This window comes from Diaminobutyricibacter sp. McL0608 (assembly GCF_039613825.1).
Taxonomy (GTDB): domain Bacteria; phylum Actinomycetota; class Actinomycetes; order Actinomycetales; family Microbacteriaceae; genus Diaminobutyricibacter.
Genome location: NZ_CP154826.1, coordinates 2,696,669 through 2,720,319, shown reverse-complemented (window position 1 = coordinate 2,720,319; position 23,651 = coordinate 2,696,669). Strand labels below are relative to the sequence as shown.

Annotated in this window: 22 protein-coding genes and 1 tRNA gene; 14 read left to right on the top strand and 9 right to left on the bottom strand. The window is 67.9% G+C overall.

The genetic code is table 11. The annotated features are described in order from the left end of the window. Nucleotides 1-21: 21 nt before the first annotated feature. The 3 genes from AAYO93_RS12900 to AAYO93_RS12890 all read right to left on the bottom strand — a co-directional run bounded on the left by AAYO93_RS12900 (nucleotide 22) and on the right by AAYO93_RS12890 (nucleotide 3,229). Nucleotides 22-1,206 carry an ROK family transcriptional regulator gene (locus AAYO93_RS12900; RefSeq protein WP_345761585.1) on the bottom strand — a complete coding sequence of 395 codons (1,185 nt, stop codon included), beginning with the start codon at nucleotides 1,204-1,206 and terminating at the stop codon, nucleotides 22-24. A 136-nt stretch (nucleotides 1,207-1,342) separates the two neighbouring features. Then, nucleotides 1,343-2,335, bottom strand: coding sequence for an SDR family oxidoreductase (locus tag AAYO93_RS12895; protein ID WP_345761584.1), 993 nt, complete (start codon nucleotides 2,333-2,335; stop codon nucleotides 1,343-1,345). A 39-nt stretch (nucleotides 2,336-2,374) separates the two neighbouring features. Continuing rightward, on the bottom strand, nucleotides 2,375-3,229 hold the full coding sequence (locus tag AAYO93_RS12890) for an AraC family transcriptional regulator (protein ID WP_345761583.1): 855 nt from the start codon (nucleotides 3,227-3,229) through the stop codon (nucleotides 2,375-2,377). 136 nt (nucleotides 3,230-3,365) lie between these two features. On the opposite strand from AAYO93_RS12890, the gene AAYO93_RS12885 reads away from it, so the two are divergent. After that, a complete protein-coding gene (locus tag AAYO93_RS12885; protein WP_345761582.1) occupies nucleotides 3,366-4,136 on the top strand; it encodes a phytanoyl-CoA dioxygenase family protein in 771 nt (256 codons plus the stop codon). Nucleotides 4,137-4,150: 14 nt separating this feature from the next. Here the strand turns inward: AAYO93_RS12885 and AAYO93_RS12880 are convergent, their stop codons facing one another. Beyond that, nucleotides 4,151-4,912 (bottom strand): AfsR/SARP family transcriptional regulator, encoded by a 762-nt coding sequence (locus AAYO93_RS12880; RefSeq protein ID WP_345761581.1) that lies wholly within the window; start codon nucleotides 4,910-4,912, stop codon nucleotides 4,151-4,153. 50 nt (nucleotides 4,913-4,962) lie between these two features. Here AAYO93_RS12880 and AAYO93_RS12875 point away from each other — a divergent pair, with 50 nt between their 5' ends. Continuing rightward, nucleotides 4,963-5,121, top strand: a complete 159-nt coding sequence (locus AAYO93_RS12875) for a DUF1059 domain-containing protein (RefSeq protein WP_345761580.1) — start codon at nucleotides 4,963-4,965, stop codon at nucleotides 5,119-5,121. Nucleotides 5,122-5,139: 18 nt separating this feature from the next. Continuing rightward, a complete protein-coding gene (locus AAYO93_RS12870) occupies nucleotides 5,140-5,985 on the top strand; it encodes a sulfurtransferase (protein ID WP_345761579.1) in 846 nt (281 codons plus the stop codon). Between the two features lie 37 nt (nucleotides 5,986-6,022). On the opposite strand, the gene AAYO93_RS12865 is transcribed toward AAYO93_RS12870, so the two are convergent. Then, nucleotides 6,023-6,095, bottom strand: a tRNA-Arg gene (locus tag AAYO93_RS12865). Between the two features lie 25 nt (nucleotides 6,096-6,120). Next, nucleotides 6,121-6,753, bottom strand: a complete 633-nt coding sequence (locus AAYO93_RS12860) for an iron ABC transporter ATP-binding protein (protein ID WP_345761578.1) — start codon at nucleotides 6,751-6,753, stop codon at nucleotides 6,121-6,123. A 201-nt stretch (nucleotides 6,754-6,954) separates the two neighbouring features. On the opposite strand from AAYO93_RS12860, the gene argS reads away from it, so the two are divergent. The 8 genes from argS to prfA all read left to right on the top strand — a co-directional run bounded on the left by argS (nucleotide 6,955) and on the right by prfA (nucleotide 18,110). After that, entirely contained in the window at nucleotides 6,955-8,631 is a 1,677-nt protein-coding gene (gene argS, locus AAYO93_RS12855; RefSeq protein WP_345761577.1) for an arginine--tRNA ligase, read from the top strand. A gap of 10 nt (nucleotides 8,632-8,641) precedes the next feature. After that, the gene (locus AAYO93_RS12850) at nucleotides 8,642-9,448 is read left to right on the top strand and encodes an LmeA family phospholipid-binding protein (RefSeq protein WP_345761576.1); all 807 of its coding nucleotides are present in this window, start codon (nucleotides 8,642-8,644) and stop codon (nucleotides 9,446-9,448) included. A gap of 143 nt (nucleotides 9,449-9,591) precedes the next feature. Next, nucleotides 9,592-11,004, top strand: coding sequence for a diaminopimelate decarboxylase (gene lysA / locus AAYO93_RS12845; protein ID WP_345761575.1), 1,413 nt, complete (start codon nucleotides 9,592-9,594; stop codon nucleotides 11,002-11,004). Continuing rightward, complete coding sequence (locus AAYO93_RS12840) at nucleotides 11,001-12,341, top strand: homoserine dehydrogenase (RefSeq protein WP_345761574.1); 1,341 nt, start codon at nucleotides 11,001-11,003, stop codon at nucleotides 12,339-12,341. Before lysA ends, AAYO93_RS12840 begins: the two co-directional genes overlap by 4 nt. Continuing rightward, nucleotides 12,341-13,453, top strand: a complete 1,113-nt coding sequence (gene thrC / locus AAYO93_RS12835) for a threonine synthase (RefSeq protein WP_345761573.1) — start codon at nucleotides 12,341-12,343, stop codon at nucleotides 13,451-13,453. The genes AAYO93_RS12840 and thrC overlap by 1 nt, the downstream gene beginning before the upstream one ends. Then, entirely contained in the window at nucleotides 13,450-14,412 is a 963-nt protein-coding gene (gene thrB, locus AAYO93_RS12830) for a homoserine kinase (protein WP_345761572.1), read from the top strand. Before thrC ends, thrB begins: the two co-directional genes overlap by 4 nt. A 248-nt stretch (nucleotides 14,413-14,660) precedes the next feature. Next, on the top strand, nucleotides 14,661-16,910 hold the full coding sequence (gene rho, locus AAYO93_RS12825) for a transcription termination factor Rho (protein ID WP_345761571.1): 2,250 nt from the start codon (nucleotides 14,661-14,663) through the stop codon (nucleotides 16,908-16,910). 120 nt (nucleotides 16,911-17,030) lie between these two features. Beyond that, a complete protein-coding gene (gene prfA, locus AAYO93_RS12820) occupies nucleotides 17,031-18,110 on the top strand; it encodes a peptide chain release factor 1 (RefSeq protein ID WP_345761570.1) in 1,080 nt (359 codons plus the stop codon). 113 nt (nucleotides 18,111-18,223) lie between these two features. Here the strand turns inward: prfA and epsC are convergent, their stop codons facing one another. Both epsC and cysK read right to left on the bottom strand, forming a co-directional pair. Continuing rightward, entirely contained in the window at nucleotides 18,224-18,796 is a 573-nt protein-coding gene (epsC, locus tag AAYO93_RS12815) for a serine O-acetyltransferase EpsC (protein WP_345761569.1), read from the bottom strand. Between the two features lie 5 nt (nucleotides 18,797-18,801). Then, on the bottom strand, nucleotides 18,802-19,740 hold the full coding sequence (cysK, locus tag AAYO93_RS12810) for a cysteine synthase A (RefSeq protein WP_345761568.1): 939 nt from the start codon (nucleotides 19,738-19,740) through the stop codon (nucleotides 18,802-18,804). Between the two features lie 126 nt (nucleotides 19,741-19,866). Here cysK and prmC point away from each other — a divergent pair, with 126 nt between their 5' ends. Beyond that, nucleotides 19,867-20,748 (top strand): peptide chain release factor N(5)-glutamine methyltransferase, encoded by an 882-nt coding sequence (gene prmC, locus AAYO93_RS12805; RefSeq protein ID WP_345761567.1) that lies wholly within the window; start codon nucleotides 19,867-19,869, stop codon nucleotides 20,746-20,748. Between the two features lie 114 nt (nucleotides 20,749-20,862). On the opposite strand, the gene AAYO93_RS12800 is transcribed toward prmC, so the two are convergent. Then, entirely contained in the window at nucleotides 20,863-21,798 is a 936-nt protein-coding gene (locus AAYO93_RS12800) for a TetR/AcrR family transcriptional regulator (RefSeq protein WP_345761566.1), read from the bottom strand. A 111-nt stretch (nucleotides 21,799-21,909) separates the two neighbouring features. Here AAYO93_RS12800 and AAYO93_RS12795 point away from each other — a divergent pair, with 111 nt between their 5' ends. Both AAYO93_RS12795 and AAYO93_RS12790 read left to right on the top strand, forming a co-directional pair. Next, nucleotides 21,910-22,812, top strand: a complete 903-nt coding sequence (locus AAYO93_RS12795) for an ATP-binding cassette domain-containing protein (RefSeq protein WP_345761565.1) — start codon at nucleotides 21,910-21,912, stop codon at nucleotides 22,810-22,812. Continuing rightward, complete coding sequence (locus tag AAYO93_RS12790) at nucleotides 22,812-23,639, top strand: ABC transporter permease (RefSeq protein ID WP_345761564.1); 828 nt, start codon at nucleotides 22,812-22,814, stop codon at nucleotides 23,637-23,639. The genes AAYO93_RS12795 and AAYO93_RS12790 overlap by 1 nt, the downstream gene beginning before the upstream one ends. Nucleotides 23,640-23,651: the final 12 nt, after the last annotated feature.

The following is a 23,651-nucleotide window of genomic DNA, read 5'->3' as shown; positions in this document are numbered from 1 at the left end:
ACTGTTCGTTGGTTTGGACATTCAGGCGGTGATGCGGCTGACCTCGGAGAAGAGCGTGTTGCGGACTTCGGCGAGCAGGTGCTCGCGCGCTCCGCGGAGAACCGGATGCTCGGCCACGTCGGTCGAGACGATGGTGGCGGTCCAGCGGGAGGCACGCCTCACGTGCTGGCCGACGAGCTCGGCGAGACGGTCCCCGCCCACTCGGCCGGTCGGTCCGCCGAGCACAACGAGTTCGGGATCGAGGATCGCCAGGACCGGGATGACCCCGGCTGCGATACGCGGTGCCAGGTCGTGCAGCACCGCCTCCCGCTGGGGAGAGTCGGCGATCGCCTGGACGAGGGCAGCGTAACTGCGCCCGCGGATCCCGTGCGACCGTGCGATGCGTGCGACGCTCGTCCCGCCGATGAGGCCCTGCAGGTCCGACGCTTCCGGGTCGAGTCTGCCGGCGGACTTCGGGATAGGTAAGTAGCCGATCTCGCCGGCCCCACCGGATGCTCCGCGGTGTACGACACCGCCCTGGTCGACGGACAGGCCGAGACCGTCGCCCATCCAGAGCAGAGCGAATCCGCTGGAGTCCTCTCCCGCGCCCTCGGAGCGCTCGGCGATGGCAGCCAGGTTCACGTCGTTGTCGATGTGGACGCTGATGCCGAGAGCGTCTTCGAGGTGGCGGCGGATGCCTTTGCGCGGCCAGCCGGGCAGCGTCTCGACGAAGCTCAGCTCGTCGGTGCGGGGATCGAGGGCGCCCTGGACGCCGATGGCCACCGTACGTACCGCGTCGGCGGGCGTGCCCGCGGCTTCGCAGGCCGCATCGATGGCGGTCTGCACATCCGTCGCCGCGGAGCGGTCCTTCGCGGAGCGCGACAGTGTGACCGTGACGGTCGGATGCTCGTGGCCGCTCGCGTCGACGACTGTCGCCCGCATCACCTGGTAGTTGATGTCGACGGCGACACCGAGCACACGGTCGGCACGGACGGCGTAGCTGGCGGCGTTCGGACCGCGACCGCCGGAGACTTCGCCGACCGCGTGGATGAGGCCCGCGGTTTCGAGACGGGAGACCATCTGGGCGGCGGTGGGCTTGGACAATCCGGAGAGTTCGCCGATCCTCGTGCGAGTGAGCACGCCGTGCTCGAGCAGGAGGGCCAGGGCGGTGCGGTCGTTGGTCTCACGGAGCCACGAGGGCGTTCCCGGTACCGGTTTCGTTGTCACGCGCCGCACATCCCTTCGTTGGAACGATTCTGATTTCAGAATGTATCAGGAAAGTTTCTTAATAGTAAAGAGTCCGTTTCCGGGCGCGACTGTAGACGGAAGATCGGGTGAGTGTTGAAACGGTGGAGTTGAGCCGTCAGACCGAGCGCGCGAGGTCGGCGAGCCGGTCGAAGGCGGCGTCCAGATCGCGGTCGACACGCTGGCGCGCCGGGTCCGCGAGGTGCCAGTCGACGATCTCGCCGGCCCCGTGCGCGAAGGTGGTGCGGGTCTGGAACTCCGGCACCAGGGCCTTCACCTTCGAGTTGTCGAACAGCATGGAGTGCGCTTTGTCGCCGACGAGGCCAGGACCGAGTTCGGGCACGACCGCCGCGATCGTCTCAGAGGCGACGTGTACGAGGTCGGCCTCGACACCGAGACCCTCGGCGAGCCAGCAATAGATCTGGTTCCAGGTCGGCGCCTCATCCGAGGTGATGTGGAACGAGTCGCCGACAGCCTCGGGGCGTCCCAGAAGCCCGACGAAGGCGACAGCGAAGTCGGTGTTGTGCGTGATCGTCCAGAGACTGGTCCCGTCGCCGTGCACGATGACAGGTGCGCCGCGTCGCATCCGGTCGAGGTCGGTCCAGCCGCCGCTGGTGGGGATCAGCGTCTGGTCGTAGGTGTGCGACGGCCGCACGATCGTCACGGGGAAACCGCGCTCGCGGTACGCCTCGACGAGCAGGTCTTCGCACGCGATCTTGTCCCGCGAGTACTGCCAGAACGGGTTGCGCAGCGGAGTGGACTCCACGACGGGCACCCGCGCGGGCGGCTTCTGGTACGCCGACGCGGAACTGATGAACACGTAATGACCGACCCTGCCCTCGAACAACTCGAGGTCGGTGCGGATGTGCTCGGGCGTGAACGCCAGGAACTCGGCCGCCACGTCGAATGAACGCTCGCCGAGAGCGGCGCGCACGGTCTGTGGATCGCGGATGTCCGCGTGCAACTCCTCGACGCCCTTCGGCAACGGCCGGTTCGTCGGGCGTCCTCGCGTGAGGACTGTGACCTCGTGGCCCTTTTCGACTGCCCGGGCGACACACGCCGAACTGATGACTCCGGTGCCCCCGATGAAAAGTGTCCGTGTCGCAGCCATTGCGTTCCGCTCCTTCTCTACCCTGTCCCCGGTATCGATTCAGCGTAGCCCTGACCCGGCCGGCTGGGTGAACTGGTGCCGGTACTGCGTCGGCGTCATCGCGTACCGCGCTCGAAAACGACGGCTGGCGTAGTTGGGGTCCGTCCAGCCGACCGCGCGACCGATCTCGGCCACCGGCAGATCGGTCTGCACGAGGAGCCTCGCCGCCGCCTCACCGCGCAGCTGGTCGAGCCACGCCAGCGGCGCAACTCCGACCTGGCTGCGGAACGACCGGTGGAGGTGGGGCGCCGAGACCCGGGTCGCCGCTGCCAGCGCCGCGATGGTCCACGGGCGGTCGAGGTCGTCTGCCAGCAGGGTCATCGCCTGGCGCACGAACGGTGACGGCGGTCGGGTGGCGGTCGGCGGCCCGACGAGTTCTGCGTCGACCAGCTCGGCGAGGATGCACGACGTGAGCCCGAGCAGCGCGGGGCGCCGGCGCGGAGCCTCGAGCAACTCCAGCTGCGCAAGCCAGACGGATGCGCGTTCCAGCGCTGCATCGGAGATGGTCGCGATCCGCGCACCACCGCGCAGCAGGGCGGAGGCGAGGGCCGGGTGTTCGAGGATCCATGAGAGGTCGCCGTGCAGGAGTTCCGGCGCGAGGTAGAGGTTCACGACCGTCAGGGGCTCGAGAGGTTCGTAGGCGTGCCAGCTGCCCGGCCGGACGAGGGCGACGGAGCCGCGCTCGAGAACGACCGTTCCGGCCACCGAGCGATGGCGGGCGCGCCCCTGCAGGACGAACGCGATCTCGATGAAGTCGTGCGTGTGCTCGCCGATGTCGCCGTCGACCGCGATGCGGGCGGCGCCGACCTCCTCGTCGGGCGCGACGAAGATGTCGCGGCGTCGGTACAGCTCCACGCGGGGGACCAATCGTATGCAGAATCGTGCTAGTTATTGGTCGCATCGTACTACGCGGATCGCTCGGTGCAGAGAAAGAATCGTAGTCGAACATCCCCTTCACACCGAACGACAACTTCACCGAAAGGCTCGAACCATGGCCAGTGCCGACCTCGTCTCGACTCCGTTCCGTCTTGACGACGACCTCGTATCGTCCTATCGGCGCGACGGCTTCGCGCACATCCCGTCCGTGCTCACCGCCGAGGAGGTCGAGCGCTACCGCGACGCGGCCGCCCGACGCTACGACGCCGACACCGGGCTCGCCTACGCAGGCAACATCTTCCGCCAGATCATCCAGGTGTGGAAGACGGACGACGTGCTGCGCGCCCTCACCTTCAACGCCGACCTCGCCTCCATCGCAACGCAGCTCGCCGGCGTTCCCCTCCGGCTCTGGCACGACCAGCTCCTGGTGAAAGCACCCCACAACGGAGCGAAGACCGAATATCACCAGGACGCCCCGTACTGGCCGCACGAGAACTCCCGTCACAGTCTTTCTGCGTGGATCGCGCTCACCGACGTGACCGTGGAGCGCGGCTGCATGACCTTCATCCCCGCCCAGCAGGACCGGCACGACATCCGTGCGATCGACCTCACCGGAGGCACAGACCTTTTCACGGCTGCGCCCGACCTCGTCTGGGAGCAGCGCGTCACGATCCCGCTCCGTGCCGGCGACGTCACATTCCACAACGGGTATACGCCCCACACCGCGAACGCGAACGACACCGACGAGTTCCGTTGGGCGCAGGTGAACATCTACGTGGACCGCGACCTGACCTTCAGCGGGGGCGAGCATCCGGTCACAGACGGACTCGGACTCGCCCGTGGCGAGAGGCTGCCGGATGCGGAGTTCCCGCCGCTCCCGCGATAGCCGGTCCGGGCGGATCAGTCCCGGATGAGCTCGTCGTAGACGGCCTGGCTGGCTGCGCTCGGCGACACGCCCAGTTCGTCACGGAGGACCGCACGGAGGTCGGCATAGACCGCGAGGGCCTCCGCGGGATTGCCCTGGTCGCGGAGTGCGTGCATCAGCAACTGGTATCCGCTCTCGCGCAGCGGAGCGAGGCGGATGAGGTCCCGCGACGCCCGAATCGCCGCGGGGAGTTCGGTTCCTCCCGTACCCGCGCACGCCGTCGCATACGCCTCGAGTGCGCGCATCCTCACCCCGGCCATCAGGCGTCGCTGCTCGTCCACCCACGGGTTGCTCTCGCCGGCCAGGAACTCGCGTTCGGCCACATACAGCGCCGCCATCGAAGGTGCCCAGGCGCGGGTGAAGTTACCGAGGGCGAGCTGCGACTCCGCGCGATGGACGGAACTGACGGCGTCCTCGACATCCACGCGGGCGTCCGCGTCGAGGACGAGCCGGATGGTCGCGTGCCCGTCGAGACGATCGGCGCCGAGCATCCGCCGCAGTTTCGAGATCAGGGGGGTGAGGCCGGTCTCCGAGGCGGCCTGCGACGATTCGCGTGGCCACACGGCCTCGGCAAGCTCCGAACGACTCGTCGGGCGGTCGCGATTGAGCACCAGGAAGGCGAAGAGGATCCGTCCCTGGCGACCGGGAAGCCTGCCTTCGAGACGTTCGCCGGCGGCCTCGACGATCGTCGTGCCGCACAGCTGGATCCGCGTCGGTGCACGCGACGCCAATGTCATGCCAACATTCTGTCAACAGTCCCCGAGTACACCTACGACAGGAGGACGAGATGTCCAGGATCATCCGCTGCGAATGCGGGTACATCGCCCGAGGCGACAGTGACACCGACGTGATCGCGGCCATCCGCGAGCACATGAAGACCGACCATCCCGCCCTCTACGAATCGGTCGAGCAGGAGGACCTGCTCAGCTGGATCCAGTTGGAGTGATCGAGAGGGAGGCCCACGATGTCTCAGGCAACAGCAGGCGCGGCACGCACGATGACCCAGACGGAGGTGCTCGTCTCGCCGGAGTGGCTCGCGAGCAGGCTCGACGATCCGGGCATCCAGGTGGTCGAGGTTGACGTCAACGCGAAGAACTTCGCGGTCGGCCACATCCGGGGTGCACTGCTGTGGAACGTGTACCGGGATTTCCGCAACGCGGACTACAGCCTGGTCGAGGAATCGGCCATCGTCGACCTGTTCCGCCGATCGGGACTGACACCCGACACCACCGTCGTGTTCTACGGGTACGCGCCGGCGCTCGCGTTCTGGATGATGAAGCTCTATCGGCACGCCGACGTGCTCATCCTCGACGGCTCGCGCGACGACTGGCAGGATGCCGGGCTCCCGTGGACGACGGATGCTGCGGTTCCGGAGGCGTCGGAGTATCGGATGCCCGCGATCGACGCGAGCATCCGCGCGACGGGGGACGAGGTGGCGGCGTTGCTCGACGATCCCGGGACCCGGATCCTCGACATGCGGACGCCCCCTGAGTTCGACGGTGCGCAGTTCTGGCCGTCGGGAGGCATGGAGCCGGGCGGGCGCGCGGGTCACATTCCGGGCGCGACCAACGTCAGCCTCGACGGGGTCTTCGACGAAGCCGGGCGGTATCGCGACCGGGAGGCGTTGGCCATGGTGTTCGCGCTCGAGGGAGCGGAACCGACGCGGATGATCACCTACTGCACGGTGGGCGGGCGCGGCTCGACCGCGTGGTTCGTGCTCACCTATCTGCTGGGTCGCAGCGGCGTGAAGGTGCACGACGGCGGCTGGGCCGAGTGGGGCAAGGACCCGGCGAGACCAGTCGCCGCGTGAGCGCGGAACGCGATCGTTGGAAACGACCCGGAAAAAGTGCCCCCAGTAGGATTTGAACCTACGGCCTTCTGCTCCGGAGGCAGACGCTCTATCCCCTGAGCTATGGGGGCCAGGAGTGCGAAACCTAGGTTAGCATCACTGCTTCGGCAGGTTGTCCAGCACGTTCTGCATGAGGGGCGCGGCGTCGCCCGGCTCCTGGAAGGCGGGCGAATTCGCCACGACCCAGTACGTGCCGGTGAAGATCTGCACCTCGCCCTTGGCGCCGCGCATCGCGAAATAGCCCTCGACCTGCGGGGGCACGCCGTACGTGGGCACCGGCTGGCTGTTGGTCACCGCAGTGTTCTTGAGCCCGTCGAGCTCGCTCGCCGGAGGCTTCGCCACCGCGATCTCGATGACGTCGTTGCTGGTCTGGTTCAGCCAGCCGCACGCGACGCCCTTGTAACCGGCGATGGTCGCTTCGAGCGAACCGGACGCCGGTGCGTAGCCGGGGTCCGCGCCGAAGTTCGGGTTGTAGGCGTAGATCTGGTCTGCCGTGACGATCTGGTCGCAGGTGAGTGTCACCGGCGTCGGAGGATCGGATGGCGTCGGGGTCGGAGTCGGCGCGGCGCTGGGCGCCGTCGAGGGGGCCGTGGTGGACGCGTGAGTCGCAGTGGGGGTCGGCTTGCCGGCGCCGGCGCAGGCGCTGAGGGCGATCGTGCCGGCCACGACCACGACGACGGCGGCTGCGCGCGCGAGGCCTGCGAATCGATTGCGGGTCGGTTCAACCATGTCGGGTATTCCTTGTGCGATGCGGGTGTGCGGAATGTCGTGAGTCGCGCACCGTCGCGCGTCATCGCGACCTTATCAAGAGCGGATGGGTGCAACCGTCCACACTCGGCCTTCGTTGCGGAATCGATGCGGCCGGTTCCCGACCGGTTCCCGACCGACTCCCGTCCGGCGTCCAGCCGCGGCCCGGTAGAATTGCTGGCTGTGACTCCAGCCGACCTCTCTGCCGCCCTGCTCGACATCGTGACCCCGATCGTCGACCGGCGACGAGCGGCCGACCCGGATGCTCCGCCGGTCGTCGTGACCATCGCCGACGTTCCGCTCGAGCGTCCGAAGAACCGCGAGCACGGCGACTGGGCGACGAATGTCGCCATGCGGCTGGCGAAGCCGCTCGGTGCGAACCCGCGCGAGCTGGCCGCGGAGATCGCGGAGGCCGCATCCGGCATCGACGGTGTCGCCTCGGCCGAAGTCGCAGGACCCGGCTTCATCAACTTCCGTCTCGACGCCGCCGCCGCCGGTCAGCTGGCGAAGACGATCGTCGACGCCGGTGAGGCGTTCGGCAACGGCTCGATCTACGCGGGCATCCCGATCAACCTCGAGTTCGTCTCGGCGAACCCGACCGGACCCATCCACATGGGCGGAGTCCGCTGGGCGGCTGTCGGCGACAGCCTGGCACGCATCCTCGCGGCCGAGGGTGCGGATGTGACGCGCGAGTACTACTTCAACGACCACGGATCGCAGATCGACCGGTTCGCCCGCAGCCTTCTCGCCGCCTACCTCGGTGAGCCGACGCCCGATGACGGCTACGGCGGTGCGTACATCGGCGACATCGCGGAGCAGGTCGTGGAGCGCTACGAGGGCGACATCGCGAGCCTCCCGCGGGAACAGCAGCAGGAAGTGTTCCGTGCGATGGGAACCGAGCTGATGTTCGCCGAGATCCGGTCGAAGCTCCACGGGTTCGGTGTCGACTTCGATGTGTACTTCCACGAGGACTCGCTGCACGAGTCCGGTGCGGTCGAGCGCGCCATCGAGCGCCTCCGCGAGCAGGGCCACATCTTCGAGGAGGACGGCGCGGTCTGGCTGCGCACGACCACGTTCGGTGACGACCGCGACCGGGTGATCATCCGCAGTAACGGCGAGCCCGCCTACATCTCCGGCGACCTGGGCTACTACCTCAACAAGCGTGAGCGGGGCTTCGAGCAGAACCTGATCATGCTCGGCGCCGACCACCATGGGTATGTCGGGCGCCTGATGGCAGCGGTCGAGGCATTCGGGGACACTCCGGGCGTCAACCTGCAGATCCTGATCGGCCAGATGGTCAACCTCGTTCGCGACGGTGAGCCGGTGAAGATGAGCAAGCGCGCCGGAACCATCGTCACGCTCGACGACCTCGTCGACGCGGTGGGTGTCGACGCCGGCCGGTATGCCCTCGTGCGCTCGTCGAGCGACTCGCAGCTCGACATCGACCTCGACCTGCTCAGCAAGCGCACCAACGAGAACCCCGTCTTCTACGTGCAGTACGCGCACGCCCGCACCCGTTCCGTCGCCCGCAACGCGAGGACCGCCGGGGTCGATCGCAGCGCGTTCGCCCCAGAACTGCTCACCCACGAGACGGAGTCCGCGCTCCTCGGTGCTCTCCAGGAGTTCCCGCGGGTCGTCGCGCTGGCCGCCGAGCTGCGTGAGCCGCATCGCGTCGCGCGCTACATCGAAGAGGTCGCGGGCCTCTACCACCGCTGGTACGACGCGACCCGGGTCATCCCGCTCGGCGACGAGCCCATCACCGACCTGCACCGCACCCGGCTGTGGCTGAACGATGCCACCAGCCAGGTGGTCCGCAACGGTCTCGGCCTCCTCGGAGTGTCGGCACCCGACCGCATGTGAGGATGAAGCGATGACGGACGCAACCCAGCCGACTGAACCGCTCGTCCCGTCCGCGCCTGCACCGGCGCCCGCGCCGCGCAGGCGGCGTCGCGGAATGTGGGCGATGATCTGGATCGCGATCTCGATCATCGCGCTCGTCGTGCTCTACTTCGCCGCCGACGGTCTGGTGCGTGCCTATGCGGAAAGCCGCGTCAAGGCCGAGATCGAGCAGAACTTCCCCGATTTCGTGCAGGGCGACGTCACCGTCCAGATCGGCGGCACCTCGGTGATCGCGCAGTATCTGTCGGGCTCGTTCGAACAGGTGACCCTGGATGCTCCCAAGCTGACAGTCGAAGGGGTCCCGCTGTCCGCATCCGTCGTGGCGCAGGGCGTGCCCGTCGATCTGACGAAGCCGGTGTCCGACATCGCGGGCACGATCACGATCAGCCAGTCGTCGATCAACTCTCTTCTGCGCCTGCCGGGCGCCACCGGCGACCTCACGCTCGGCGACGGGACGATCAAATACGACGGGACCACGAAGGTCCTCGGTCTGTCGATCGGTTACACGGTGACGGTGGAGCCGACGGCGGCCGGCGAGTCGATCCTCCTGCAGCCCACGAAGGCCGAGGTGAAGGCGGGCGGGGGCAACCTCGACCTCTCGAAGCTGCTCGGCGCCGTCGTCTCGAAACCGCTCTCGGTCTGCGTCGCGCAATACCTCCCGGCCGGTGTTGAAGTCGACGATGTCACGGTCGTCCCCGGCGAGGCGACCATCCACCTGACCGCCCACGACATCGTGCTCTCGCAGGAGACGCTCGCCACCAAAGGAAGCTGTTCGTAACGAAGTCGAAGCCCGTCACCGATCCTCGCTAGAATTCCGGTACCGCGCGCTTGACGCGTCAGTTCTCCAAACGGCTTCAGGGACCAAGCCGGGTCCGCTCGCCCCGAGAGACCCCCACTCGTCCCGACCCGTGAGGTTTCCCCGTGGCTTCGAATCCGCTCGCACCGCAGTGGCTGGTCGTCCCTGACGACGCCAACACGCTCTCGCCTGCGCTCTGGCCGCGTACGGTCACCCGCTCGAACGGCGAGGTCACGGTCGGCGGGGTGACGGTCGGTGAACTCGCCGAACGCTACGGGACACCTGTCTTCGTCGTCGACGAGCTGCACGTCCGCGAGCGGGCGGCCGAGGTGCGGGATGCGCTCACGTCAGCGTTCGCGCGGGTCGGATCGTCGGCGAAGGTCTACTACGCGGGCAAGGCGTTCCTCAGCATCGAGGTCGCGCGCTGGATGGCCGAGGCAGGCCTCAACATCGACGTATGCAGCGGCGGGGAGCTCGCTGTCGCGCTCGCCGCGGGTGTCGATCCGGGCCGGCTCGGATTCCACGGCAACAACAAGTCGGTCGCCGAGATCGAACGCGCGGTGTCGGTCGGAGTAGGCGCCATCGTCATCGACAGCCTGCAGGAGATCGAGCGCGTCGCCTCGGCCGCCGCCGGCCAGGGCCGCGTCCAGCGGGTGCGGCTGCGTGTCAACAGCGGGGTCCACGCCCACACGCACGCCTTCCTGGCGACGGCCCACGAAGACCAGAAGTTCGGCATCTCGCTCGGCGACACGGCGGACGCTGTCGCGCGCATCCGCTCGCACGCCGGCCTCGACTTCATCGGGCTCCACTGTCACATCGGGTCGCAGATCTTCGGCTCCGACGGTTTCGCCGAGTCCGCTGCGCGCCTGCTGGCCGTGCACTCCGAACTCCTCGCCGGCGGTCCCGTGCCCGAGCTGAACCTCGGCGGCGGTTTCGGTATCGCGTACACGACCCACGACGACCCGTCCCCGATCGGCGAGCTGGCCGACCGCATCGCAGAGGTGGTGGCGGCAGGATGCGCGACCCTCGGCATCCCGGTCCCGGTCGTCGCTTTCGAACCGGGCCGCTCGATCATCGGCACGGCGGGATTCACCATCTACTCGGCCGGCACCACCAAGGACGTCCTCGTCTCCACCGCCGACGACGGGATCACTGCGGTCCGCCGCTATGTGAGTGTCGACGGAGGGATGAGCGACAACGCCCGCCCGGCCCTCTACGGCGCCGACTACTCGGTGCGCATCGCGAACCGGGTCAGCGACAGCGAGCCGGCCCTGGTCCGCATCGCGGGCAAGCACTGCGAGAGCGGCGACATCGTCGTCGACGCCGACTACCTTCCGGGCGACGTGCGACCGGGCGATCTGCTCGCGGTTCCTGTCACGGGCGCCTACTGCTGGTCGCTCGCCAGCAACTACAACTACCTCGGGCGGCCGCCGGTCGTCGCCGTTCGCGACGGGGCATCCCGCGTGATCGTGCGCGGCGAGACCGAGGCCGACCTGCTGGCGCGCGACGCCGGATTCCGCGAAGGAGCATCCGAATGATCGAATACCGCAACCTCAGGGTCGCGCTCCTCGGAGCCGGCTCGGTCGGCTCGCAGGTCGCGAAGCTTCTGTTGGAGCACGGCGACGAACTCGCCGCCCGCGTCGGGGCCAGTCTCGAAGTCGTCGGCATCGCCGTGCGCGACGAGAACGCGAAACGTGATGTCGAACTGCCGAAGCACCTGTACACGACCGACGCAGAATCCCTGATCCTCGGCGCCGACATCGTCGTCGAGCTGATGGGCGGCGTCGAGCCGGCGCGCAGTTATGTACTGCTCGCGCTCAACTCGGGGGCGGATGTGATCACGGCCAACAAGGCGCTCCTCGCCACCCACGGGCCGGAACTCTTCGAGGCGGCGGAACAGGTCGGAGCACAGCTCTACTACGAGGCGGCTGTCGGCGGCGCCATCCCGATCATCCGCCCGTTGCGTGACAGCCTCGCCGGAGATCGGGTCAACCGCATCCTCGGCATCGTCAACGGCACGACCAACTTCGTGCTCGACCGCATGGATGTCAACGGTGAGACCCTGGAGGACGCGCTCGCGACTGCGACCGAGCTCGGCTACGCCGAAGCCGACCCGACGGCGGACATCGGAGGGTACGACGCGGCACAGAAGGCGGCCATCCTCGCAAGCCTCGCGTTCCACACCACCGTTCCGATCGAGTCCGTGTACCGCGAAGGCATCACCGCGATCAACCGGGCACAGGTCGAGGCCGCGCGCGACAGCGGCTCGGTGATCAAGCTGCTCGCCATCTGCGAGCGCATCGTGCACCCAGTGACCGGGGTCGAAGGCGTCTCCGCACGCGTCTATCCCGCGCTGATCAGCCGCACGCATCCGCTCGCCGCCGTGCACGGCGCCCACAACGCGGTGTTCGTCCAGGCCGCCGCGGCAGGCGACCTCATGTTCTACGGTGCCGGTGCCGGAGGCATCGAGACCGCATCCGCCGTGCTCGGGGACCTCGTGTCGGCCGCGCGCCGCCACGTCGTCGGGGGCCCCGGTGTCGCGGAATCCACCCACGCGCAGCTGCCCGTCCTCGACGTCGGGCAGGTCATCACCCGCTACCAGATCACGCTCGAGGTCGTCGACCAGCCCGGTGTGCTCGCCTCTGTCGCACGCATCCTGAGCGACGGTGGCGTATCGGTCGAGACCGTGCAGCAATCGATTCCAGGACTGCACGCTCCTGCCCAGCACGGTCAGGAACACGGGGCGGCCACCGCTACCCTTGTAATCGGCACCCACGAAGCCGAGGAGGCCGCGCTGGCGGCCACCGTGGAGGCACTGGGCGCGAGTGACGTGGTCAGTGCCATCGCATCCGTACTCCGAGTCGAAGGATCGTAATGCCCGCCGAATACACCCCACGCCCGAACAGCCGCCAGTGGCGCGGAGTCCTGCGCGAGTACGCGGACCGTCTCGACATCTCCGACGCGACGCCGATCATCACGCTCGGCGAAGGCGGCACGCCGCTCCTCCCGGCGCCGGCACTCTCCGCGCGCACGGGTGCGAACGTGTTCGTCAAGTTCGAGGGGATGAACCCGACTGGGTCGTTCAAGGACCGCGGCATGACGATGGCCATCTCCAAAGCCGTCGAGCACGGCGCGAAAGCCGTCATCTGCGCATCCACAGGCAACACGTCGGCGTCCGCCGCGGCCTACGCGACCCACGCGGGCATCCAGGCCGTCGTGCTGGTGCCCGAAGGCAAGATCGCGATGGGCAAGCTGAGCCAGGCGATCGCCCACAACGCGCAGCTCCTGCAGGTGCAGGGCAACTTCGACGACTGCCTCGAGATCGCACGAGACCTGGCCACCAACTACCCCGTGCACCTGGTGAACTCCGTCAACCCCGACCGCATCGAAGGGCAGAAGACGGCGGCGTTCGAGGTCGTCGAGGTACTGGGCGACGCACCGGACTTCCACATCGTTCCGGTCGGCAACGCCGGCAACTACACCGCATACCACCGCGGCTACACCGAAGAGCTGAAGCGCGGGGAATCGACGAAACTGCCGCGGATGTTCGGCTTCCAGGCAGCGGGGAGCGCGCCGCTCGTGCTCGGCCACCCCGTCAAGAACCCCGACACGATCGCGAGCGCGATCCGCATCGGCAACCCGGCTTCCTGGGATCTGGCGCTCAACGCCCGCGCCGACAGCGACGGCTACTTCGGTGCCATCGACGACACCCGCATCCTCGAAGCGCACCGCATCCTTTCCGCCGAAGTCGGGATCTTCGTCGAGCCCGCCTCCGCGATCAGCGTCGCCGGACTCCTCGAGCGCTCCGCGGCGGGAGTCATCCCGGCCGGCGCGACCGTCGTGCTGACCGTCACCGGCCACGGGCTCAAAGACCCGCAGTGGGCGCTCCGCACGGCCGACGGCTCCGACGTGCAGCCCACCATCGTGCCCGTCGACGTCACCGCCATCGCCGAGGTGCTCGGCCTGACGGCGGGAGCCGGGGCGTGAGCCACGCCGCCGGCGACCTGCGCGGACGCTCGGTCACGGTCAAGGTCCCGGCAACCAGCGCCAACCTGGGTCCCGGCTTCGACACCCTGGGGCTCGCGCTCGCGCTGTACGACGAACTCGAGGTGCGCGTCCGCGACGAGCCCGGTGCGACGGTCGAGGTGCACGGCGTGGGCGCCGGCGAGGTGCCGACGGACGAGAGCAACCTCGTCGTGCGGGCGATCGCTCACACCTTCACTGCCGTCGGCCACCCGATGCCCGGACTCGACCTCATCGCCCGCAACGCCATCCCGCACGGCCGCGGGCTGGGCTCCTCCGGGGCGGCGATCGTGTCCGGCATCATGGCCGCGAAAGGGCTCCTCGAAGGGATCGTCGAGATCGATGCGCAGGGGCTGCTCGCCCTCGCCAACGAGATGGAAGGGCATCCCGACAATGTCGCGCCCGCCCTGTTCGGCGGACTCACGATCGCCTGGGTGACGCCCGAAGGTCCGCGCTTCAAGAAGCTGATCGTGCACCGTGGTGTCTCGCCGCTGGTCTTCGTCCCCGAGCACGTGATGTCGACGGCCCTCGCCCGCAGCCTCCAGCCGGAGTCGGTGCCGCACGAAGACGCCGTCTTCAACCTGTCCCGATCGGCCTTGCTCGTCGCAGCGCTCATCCAGAGTCCCGAACTGCTCCACGCGGCGACGGAGGACAAACTCCACCAGAGTTACCGGGCCTCCGCGATGCCGGAGACGGACCGGCTCATCACCCTCCTGCGCGAGAGCGGCTTCGCAGCCGTCGTCTCAGGCGCGGGCCCTTCGATCCTGGTGCTGTGCAGTGACCCCAGCCAGCGCCTCGCCGCCGCAGACCTCGTCGCCCAGAAGGCCGAGACCCGGTGGCAGCCCCTGATGCTCGCCGTCGACTTCAAAGGCGCGACGGTGCAGCAGACGTCTGTCGGCACGGCCGACACGCCTGCAGCGTGACGGAATATTCACCAAGGTCAGAGGTGTTAGACTTCTGGCAGCACCCGGGAGAAACCGCGTAACGAGCGAATCTGGTCTTCGGGTGATTTTCTAGCAATCAAGCTGTTACTCCTGCCTGTGTACCCGGGCCTCTAGCACCGAGTACCGACGCCGTGTGGATCAGAACACACCGCGTGAAAAGGCAGTTCACGTGACACGCGCTCCGGACGCAAGCGAAAAACGCTCGTCGGAGGAAAGGAATCCTCTTAGTGACTGATGTCAATCTCCACGCCCCGGGTGTGGAAAAGAGCAAACTGACGACTCTCAAAGTGGTGGAGCTCCAGGCTCTCGCCGCCCAGTTGGGTATTCAGGGAGCCAACAAGCTTCGTAAGGGAGAACTCGTGGATGCCATCTCCGAGATCCAGAACCAGGGCGAAGGTGACGGGGCGGCCGATGCCGCTGTCGTGACCGAGCCTGCGGAGTCAGAGACCGAACCCGCACGTGCCGCGTCGCAGGTGCTGATCGAGCCGCTCATCGCCGAGCCGTCGACCAGCGCGGCAGCCGACGTGGCCACGGATGCGCCCACCGCGCCTCGCAAGCGTGCGCCCCGTCGTGCGACGAGCGCCGATGCCCTCGCGGGTGTCTCGGCCGGTGCGCATGTCAACTCCGGCGCGACCGGAGTCGAGTCCCTCATCCCCGCCGTCGACGCCCTTCTCGACCGTGCCCAGGCCGCCGCTGCAGAGCGCGACCGTGCCGAAGAGCCCTCGGGCGACCAGGCTGCGGCAGCGCAGGACGGTGCTCGGGAAGGCGGGCAGCGCAACAACCGCCGCGGCCAGCGCGACAATCCTGGTGCCGAGCGCACCGATCGTGCCGCAGCTCAGGACGCGGACGCCGAGTCCGGCGCCGAGGCTGTCCAGGGCGAGCAGGGCGAAGCGGGCGACTCCGTGCAGGCCGACGGTGCCGAGCAGCCCCGCCAGGGTCGCAGCCGTAACCGCAACCGCAACCGCAGCGGCCAGAACCAGGGCGGCCAGAACCAGGGCGGTCAGAATCAGGGCGGTCAGAATCAGGGCGGCGAGTCGCAGGGCGACCGTAGCCAGGGTGACCGTAACCAGGGTGACCGTAACCAGGGTGACCGTAGCCAGGGTGACCGTAACCAGGGTGACCGCAACCAGGCTGACCGCAACCAGGGCGACCGCAACAACCAGAACCAGAACGGGCCTGCCGGCCAGCTTCAGGTCGATGGTGAGCGCAGCAGCCGCAGCCGTTACCGTGACCGCAAGCGTCGCGGCCAGGGCGCGACCGACGACCTCGATCCCGAGATCTCGGAAGACGACGTCCTCATCCCTGTCGCCGGCATCCTGGACGTGCTCGACAACTACGCGTTCGTACGGACCTCCGGCTACCTCCCCGGTTCGAGCGACGTCTACGTCTCGCTCGGCCAGGTCAAGAAGTACAACCTGCGCAAGGGAGACGCCGTCGTCGGCGCCATCCGCCAGCCGCGCGAGGGTGAGAACAACGGCCGCCAGAAGTACAACGCGATCGTCAAGGTCGACTCGATCAACGGCCAGACCGTCGAAGAGGCCGAGAACCGCGTCGAGTTCGGCAAGCTGACGCCGCTCTACCCGCAGGAGCGTCTGCGGCTCGAGACGGAGCCGGGCAAGCTGACGCAGCGCATCATCGACCTCGTCGCTCCGATCGGCAAGGGCCAGCGCGGCCTCATCGTCGCGCCGCCGAAGGCCGGCAAGACGATCGTCATGCAGCAGATCGCGAACGCGATCACCACGAACAACCCTGAGGTCCACCTCATGGTGGTCCTGGTCGACGAGCGTCCTGAAGAAGTCACCGACATGCAGCGCACCGTCAAGGGTGAGGTCATCGCCTCCACCTTCGACCGTCCCGCAGAAGACCACACCACGGTCGCCGAGCTCGCCATCGAGCGCGCGAAGCGTCTGGTGGAGCTCGGCCACGACGTGGTCGTGCTGCTCGACTCGATCACTCGCCTCGGCCGCGCCTACAACCTGGCCGCCCCGGCGTCGGGTCGCATCCTGTCGGGCGGTGTCGACGCATCCGCTCTCTACCCGCCGAAGCGCTTCTTCGGAGCCGCTCGCAACATCGAGCACGGCGGATCGCTCACGATCCTCGCTTCTGCGCTCGTCGAGACCGGGTCCAAGATGGACGAGGTCATCTTCGAGGAGTTCAAGGGCACGGGCAACATGGAGCTCCGCCTGTCGCGCCAGCTGGCCGACAAGCGCATCTTCCCCGCGGTCGATGTGAACGCCTCGGGCACGCGTCGTGAAGAGATGCTCATGGGCGCCGACGAGGTCAAGATCACCTGGAAGCTGCGCCGCGCACTCGCCGGCCTCGACCAGCAGCAGGCCCTCGAGATCGTCCTCGGCCGCCTCAAGGAGACCACGAGCAACGTGGAATTCCTGATGCAGGTCCAGAAGTCGATGCCCGCGGCCCCGGCGAACACCCACGGAACGGCGCACTCGCACTCCAACGAGCACGACCACCGCTAACTATGCAAGTGCCCGCCCGGTTCGACCCTGAGTCGACCGGGCGGGCACTTTTCCATTGGTGCGAGACGTGCACCACGAGAAGAATGAAGGCAGCGCCACGCTGCCGAGGGAGAAGAAGAGATGTTCGAGTCGGTCACCAGTCTGCTCGCAGAGCATGACGACCTGCAGGAGCAGCTCGCCGACCCCGACCTGCACAGCGACCCGGTGCGCTCCAAGCGCGTGAACCGCCGCTACGCCGAGCTCAGCCGGATCGTCGCCGCGTACCACCAGTGGAAGCAGCTCGAAGACGACCTTGCCGCCGCGCGCGAGCTCGCCGCTGAAGATGAGACGTTCGCCGAAGAGATCCCCGGGCTCGAAGAGCAGCTCGAAGACTCGACCGAGAAGCTCCGGCGCCTCCTCATCCCGCGTGACGAGAACGACGGCCGCGACGTGATCATGGAGATCAAGATGGGCGAGGGTGGCGCGGAGTCCGCCCTCTTCGCCGCCGACCTGCTGCGCATGTACCTGCACTACGCCGAGTCGAAGAAGTGGAAGACCGAGATCCTCGAGCAGACCTCGAGCGACCTTGGCGGCATCAAAGACGTTCAGCTCGCCATCAAGGGCAACTCGAGCGACCCGGCCCAGGGCGTGTGGGCGCACCTCAAATACGAGGGTGGCGTGCACCGTGTGCAGCGCGTTCCCGCGACCGAGTCGCAGGGCCGCATCCACACCTCCGCCGCCGGCGTCCTCGTGTTCCCCGAAGTCGACGAGCCCGAAGAGGTCGAGATCAGCCCCAACGACCTGAAGATCGATGTGTACCGGTCGAGCGGTCCCGGCGGCCAGTCGGTGAACACCACCGACTCGGCAGTGCGCATCACCCACCTTCCGACCGGCATCGTCGTGGCGATGCAGAACGAGAAGAGTCAGCTGCAGAACCGCGAAGCCGGGATGCGCGTGCTGCGTGCCCGCGTGCTCGCCCGCCAGCAGGAAGAGATCGACGCTGCTGCCTCGGCAGTGCGCAAGAGCCAGATCCGCACGATGGATCGCTCGGAGCGCATCCGCACCTACAACTTCCCCGAGAACCGGATCGCCGACCACCGCACCGGCTACAAGGCGTACAACCTCGACGCCGTCATGAACGGTGCCCTCGACCCGGTGATCGAGTCGTGCATCACGGCCGACGAGGAGTCCCGCCTCGCCGACATCGGCGCCGACGCCTGATCCCGGCCCAGACGCTCGAGCACAGGAAAAGGCACCTCAAATCTGACGATTGAGGTGCCTTTTCCTGTGCTCGACGCTCTAGGCGGCCCTGGGCAGGGGCTCGTGGGCGCGGGTCAGATGTAGATGCCGGGGTCGATCCAGGTGTCACCGGGGATCTGCTCGGTGCCGGTCCGCGGTCGCGACGTCGCCGGCACGCCGACAAGCAGTGAGCTCGGGGGAGCGTCGTGTACGACGACGGCGTTCGCCCCGACGACACTGTGCGCGCCGATCGTGATCGCGCCCAGCACCTTCGCGCCCGCGCCGATCGTCACGCCATCCCCGATGGTCGGGTGCCGTTTGCCGTGGCCGCGACCCTTCCCGCCCAGCGTCACACCGTGATAGAGCATCACGTCGTCGCCGATCTCGGCGGTCTCGCCGATGACGACGCCCATTCCGTGGTCGATGAAGAACCGGCGGCCGATCGTCGCGCCGGGATGGATCTCGATCCCGGTGAGAAAGCGGGTGAACTGCGAGACGATGCGGGCAACGGTGCGTGCGCGCGCCAGCCAGAGGCGATGTGCCAGCCGGTAGGACCAGATGGCGTGAAGTCCCGAATACACGACGAAGATCTCGGCACCGCTACGGGCCGCCGGGTCGTGGCGGCGCGCATTGGCGATGTCTTCGCGCACGCGGGACAGAACGGACATTCGCGCTAGTCGACCAGGTCTGCCCAGAGGGCAGTCGAGATGTACCGCTCTCCGGTGTCTGCCACGATCGCGACGATCGTCTTGCCTGCGTTCTCGGGACGCTTCGCCTGTTCGAGCGCCGCCCAGACGATCGCGCCTGACGAGATGCCGGCGAGGATGCCCTCTTCAGCGGCCAGACGCTTCGCCACCGCGATCGAGTCGTCGAACGTGACGTCGACCACTTCGTCGTAGACGGTCGTGTCGAGGATCTCAGGCACGAAGTTCGCACCGATGCCCTGGATCTTGTGCGGTCCGGGCTTTCCGCCCGACAGGATGGGGGAGTCGATCGGCTCGACGGCCACGATCTTCACGCCGGGCTTCCGCTCCTTCAGAACCTGCCCGACCCCGGTGATGGTGCCGCCGGTGCCGATTCCGGAGACGAAGATGTCGACGCCGCCGTCGGTGTCCGCCCAGATCTCCTCGGCGGTCGTCGCGCGGTGGATGGCCGGGTTGGCTTCATTGGCGAACTGCTTCGCCCAGATCGCGTTCTCGGTGTTCGAGACGATCTCCTGGGCTTTTTCGACTGCTCCGCGCATCCCATCGGGACCGGGCGTGAGCACGATGTCCGCGCCGAACGCGCGAAGGAGCACGCGCCGTTCCTTGCTCATGGTCTCCGGCATGGTGAGGATCACCTTGTAGCCGCGTGCGGCGCCGACCATCGCGAGTGCGATGCCTGTGTTGCCGCTGGTTCCTTCGACGATCGTGCCGCCGGGCTTCAGCTCGCCGGAGGCTTCGGCGGCATCGATGATCGACACCCCGATCCGGTCTTTGACGCTCGAGGCCGGGTTGGCGAACTCGAGCTTCACGAGCACGGTGGCCTCTGCCCCGTCGGTGATGCGGTTGAGCCGGACCAGCGGGGTGTTTCCGACCGTTTCGGCGACGTTGGCGTAGATGTGACCGGACATGACTCTCTTCCTTGTGAAAGACGGGTGAATCGTGGGCGCCACCAGCCTAATCATCTGCCCTTCCCACGGGGCTTGTATGACGGAGTGTGATGGGCGGATCCGGGCAGAAGATAAGCTCGACGGGCGATGACGAGTGCTCCCGAACCAGATCCGACCACGTTCCGGTCTTTGCGCGACCAGGTCGCGTCCCTCCTCGAACGTGCCGGAGTGCCGGATCCGGCGGTCGACGCAGAGCTCCTGATCGGCCATGTCATCGGCGAGGGGCGGGGCAGGGTCCAGGCGCTGGTCGCCATGGATTCTGTGGCCGATCCGAGCATCCGGGATGCCGTCCTCGGCCTCGCAGACCGCCGTGCCGCACGTGAACCACTCCAGCACATCACCGGCCGTGCGCCGTTCCGGTCACTCGAACTGGCCGTGGGTCCGGGTGTCTTCGTCCCGCGCCCGGAGACCGAACAGGTCGTCCAGTTCGCGATCGACGCGCTGCGGGCTGTCGCTTCGCCTGAGCCGGTCGGCGTCGACCTGGGCACCGGAAGCGGCGCGATCGCTCTCGCCATGGCCACCGAGGTGCCCCACGCGCGGATCGTCGCGGTCGAGAATTCGCCCGAGGCGTTCATCTGGGCGAAGCGCAACGTCGACGAGTCCGGAGCCGCGAACGCGCGCGTGGTCTTCGCCGACCTCGCGGAGGCGCTTCCGGAGCTCGACGGAATCGTGGACGTCGTGATCTCGAACCCGCCGTACATCCCGGCCGACGCCATCCCGCGCGACCCCGAGGTGCGATTGTTCGACCCGGAGCACGCGTTGTACGGCGGTGCGGACGGCCTGGATGTGGTGCGCGCGGTGTCGCGGACGGCCCAGCGCCTGCTGCGGCCCGGCGGAACACTAGTGATCGAGCACGGCGAACTTCAGGGTGCGGAGATCCGCGCCCTGCTCGCGGCGGATGGCTGGCGCGGTCCGGCGACGCACCGCGATCTGACGACGCGCGACCGCGCGACCACGGCCGTTCGCTGACCTCGCCGCCGCGTCGGCGACGAAAGGTGCGAGAAGTGGTGTTCCGCGCACCCTGAGTCCACTTCCGGCACTTTTCGCGGGGCCAGCGCGGCCAGCGCGGTCGACGCGGCCGGGTCAGGCGCGCTTCGCCGCCTCTTTCGCCGCGCGCTCGCGTGCCTTGGCGATGACGTCGCGTTCGCGCTTGCGTGCATCCCGCAGTCGCACTTCGGCTTCGCGCCGCGCCTTGGCCGCCTCGCGCACGGCCTTGTCGTTCGGCACCGGCTCCGGGCGTTGCGGCGCGACTGCGACGGGTTCGCCGGCGTTGCGGGCGTCCACATACTTCTCGATGCCGTCGAGGATGCGTTCCAGCCCGAAGGCGAAGTCGTCCTGTCCGTCTTCGCCTGGCGGTGCAGTGTATGCGCCTGACGTGACGAGCGGGCCGAGGTAAGGGAACCGTTCGGGCGTGACGAGTTCTGCGAGCGCGCCGGCGAACGCTTCGCCGGTGACGGAGTCTGCGCCGTTCTGCTCGGCGGCCCGGGCGACGTCGCGTTCGACGATTCCGAAAGCGCGCGAGTACGACGCGAGCAGCAGCGCTGTCGACATCTTCTCGAGGTCGCTCAGTGGCAGGTCTTTCATGATCCGCAGGCCCCAGTCGAGCACCGCGAGGTTGTTGGGCGTCATCGGAATGCCGGAGATGGGGATGTCGACGAACCACGGATGCGCGCTGATGACGCCCATCGACACGGCTACCCAGTCGCGCATCCCCTGCCGCCAGTCGCTGTCGTCGTCCTCGGACGGGATCGGCACGGCGCACACGGCCTCCTGCATGAGCAGCAGCAGGTCGTCTTTGCTGGTCAGGTAGCGGTAGAGCGACATCGTGGTGAAGCCGAGGGATGCGGCGACCCGGCTCATCGAGACGGCGCTCAGGCCTTCCGCGTCGGCGATCTCGATCGCCGCGTCGACGATGCGCTCGATGCTGAGTTCGCGCTTGGGGCCGCGCTGCGGCCGTTCGGCGACGCCCCAGCTCAGTGCGACGGCGCGGGGGAGCGCGTCTTCGACTGCGTCGGCCATTGTCGCCGCCTTCCGGTGTGGTCGTTGACACCCATCCTAGAACTGTGTATTACTTAAACAAAACAGTGTGCGACGTAAACAGTTTGCGTCATACGCAGAAAGGAGAACGACATGGCCACCCCCGCGATCGAGGTGCAGGGACTTCGAAAGTCCTTCGGCGCCCAGCGCGTGCTCCAGGGCATCGACCTCAGCGTGCCGGCCGGCACCGTCTTCGCCCTCCTCGGGCCGAACGGAGCGGGCAAGACGACGCTCATCAACATCCTGTCCACGCTCGTCGCACCCGACGGCGGCACGGCGGTCGTCGCCGGCCACGACGTCGTCACTGATCCGAACGGCGTTCGCGCGGCCATCAGCCTCACCGGGCAGTCGGCGGCCGTCGACGAAGTGCTCACCGGAGAGGAGAACCTGCGGATGATGGCACGGCTCTCCGGCTACACGGCGACGGATGCGCGGAGGCGCGCACAGGAGCTCATCGAACGGTTCGAACTCGGCGAAGCAGCCCGCAGGCGCGTGAAGACGTACTCCGGCGGGATGCGCCGACGCCTCGACCTCGCCATCAGCCTGGTCGCGACACCGCCGGTCATCTTCCTCGACGAGCCGACCACCGGCCTCGATGCCCGCAGTCGTCAGACGCTGTGGGACACCATCCTCGGCCTCGCCGCCCAGGGGATCACGATCCTCCTGACGACGCAGTACCTCGACGAAGCGGACCTCCTCGCGGACCGGATCGCGCTCATCGACGGCGGCGGCGTCGTCGCCGAAGGCACGCCGGGCGAGCTGAAGGCGCGGATCGGCGGCGATGTCGTCGAGCTCCGCGGACCCGACGACACGGTGCTCCACGAGCTGCCCACCGACGGAAGCATCCACGACCTCCGCCGGGCGATCGACGAACTCGACGCCGAGCGACTTCCGGATACGCACGTCAGCATCCGCAAACCGACCCTCGACGACGTCTTCCTCGCACTCACCGCGTCCGATACCCATCGCGAACACCAACTGGAGGTCACGGCCTGATGTCCACCACACTCCTGCCGCCTCGATCGGCAGCCACGACCGGCCTGTCGGCGACCGTCGACCGTGCCGTCCCGGCAACGACCAGCACATTCGTCTTCATCGGCCGCAGCATCCGTCACACGCTGCGCAACATCGAAGTGCTCAGCATGGCGATCATCCTTCCGATCATGCTGATGCTGATGTTCACCTACGTGTTCGGCGGTGCCATCGACCCGGGCGGCGACTACGTGAACTATGTGGTGCCCGGCATCATCCTGCTCTGCGCGGGCTTCGGCTCGGCGAGCACGGCGGTCGACGTGGCCGACGACATGAGCAACGGGATCATCGACCGGTTCCGCACCATGCCGCTGCGGAGCGACGGGGTCATCGTCGGGCACGTGATCGCCAGCCTGCTGCGCAACCTCTTCGCCACCGGTGTCGTGATCGGCGTGGCCCTTCTCGTGGGCTTCCGTCCGACTGCCGGCCCTGCGGAATGGCTCGGGGCACTCGGACTCATCGCACTGTTCATCCTCGCCATCACCTGGCTGTACGCATCCATCGGCCTCGCCGCCCGCAGCGCGGCAGCGGCGAGCGGGTACGGTTTCGTGCTGCTCTTCCTGCCGTACCTGTCGAGCGCCTTCGTGCCGACCGACACGATGCCGGAGTGGCTGCAGTGGATCGCGGACAATCAGCCGATCACGCCCATCATCGAGACCATCCGCGGGCTGCTGATGGGCACCCCGATCGGCGGGCACGCCTGGTGGGCCGTCGGCTGGTGCCTGCTCATCCTGGTCGGCTCAGCGGTCTGGGGCGCCTGGCTGTTCCGCCGGAGGGCGGGCCGCCGCTGACCGCGGCTGACC

Excerpts from the sequence above, each read along its gene's own strand:
- AAYO93_RS12895 (WP_345761584.1), bottom strand. The coding sequence starts at position 2,335 with ATGGCTGCGACACGGACACTTTTCATCGGGGGCACCGGAGTCATCAGT.
- AAYO93_RS12885 (WP_345761582.1), top strand. The coding sequence starts at position 3,366 with ATGGCCAGTGCCGACCTCGTCTCGACTCCGTTCCGTCTTGACGACGAC.
- AAYO93_RS12880 (WP_345761581.1), bottom strand. The coding sequence starts at position 4,912 with ATGACATTGGCGTCGCGTGCACCGACGCGGATCCAGCTGTGCGGCACG.
- AAYO93_RS12875 (WP_345761580.1), top strand. The coding sequence starts at position 4,963 with ATGTCCAGGATCATCCGCTGCGAATGCGGGTACATCGCCCGAGGCGAC.
- AAYO93_RS12870 (WP_345761579.1), top strand. The coding sequence starts at position 5,140 with ATGTCTCAGGCAACAGCAGGCGCGGCACGCACGATGACCCAGACGGAG.
- AAYO93_RS12860 (WP_345761578.1), bottom strand. The coding sequence starts at position 6,753 with ATGGTTGAACCGACCCGCAATCGATTCGCAGGCCTCGCGCGCGCAGCC.
- AAYO93_RS12850 (WP_345761576.1), top strand. The coding sequence starts at position 8,642 with ATGACGGACGCAACCCAGCCGACTGAACCGCTCGTCCCGTCCGCGCCT.
- AAYO93_RS12840 (WP_345761574.1), top strand. The coding sequence starts at position 11,001 with ATGATCGAATACCGCAACCTCAGGGTCGCGCTCCTCGGAGCCGGCTCG.
- thrC (WP_345761573.1), top strand. The coding sequence starts at position 12,341 with ATGCCCGCCGAATACACCCCACGCCCGAACAGCCGCCAGTGGCGCGGA.
- prfA (WP_345761570.1), top strand. The coding sequence starts at position 17,031 with ATGTTCGAGTCGGTCACCAGTCTGCTCGCAGAGCATGACGACCTGCAG.
- epsC (WP_345761569.1), bottom strand. The coding sequence starts at position 18,796 with ATGTCCGTTCTGTCCCGCGTGCGCGAAGACATCGCCAATGCGCGCCGC.
- cysK (WP_345761568.1), bottom strand. The coding sequence starts at position 19,740 with ATGTCCGGTCACATCTACGCCAACGTCGCCGAAACGGTCGGAAACACC.
- prmC (WP_345761567.1), top strand. The coding sequence starts at position 19,867 with ATGACGAGTGCTCCCGAACCAGATCCGACCACGTTCCGGTCTTTGCGC.
- AAYO93_RS12800 (WP_345761566.1), bottom strand. The coding sequence starts at position 21,798 with ATGGCCGACGCAGTCGAAGACGCGCTCCCCCGCGCCGTCGCACTGAGC.
- AAYO93_RS12795 (WP_345761565.1), top strand. The coding sequence starts at position 21,910 with ATGGCCACCCCCGCGATCGAGGTGCAGGGACTTCGAAAGTCCTTCGGC.
- AAYO93_RS12790 (WP_345761564.1), top strand. The coding sequence starts at position 22,812 with ATGTCCACCACACTCCTGCCGCCTCGATCGGCAGCCACGACCGGCCTG.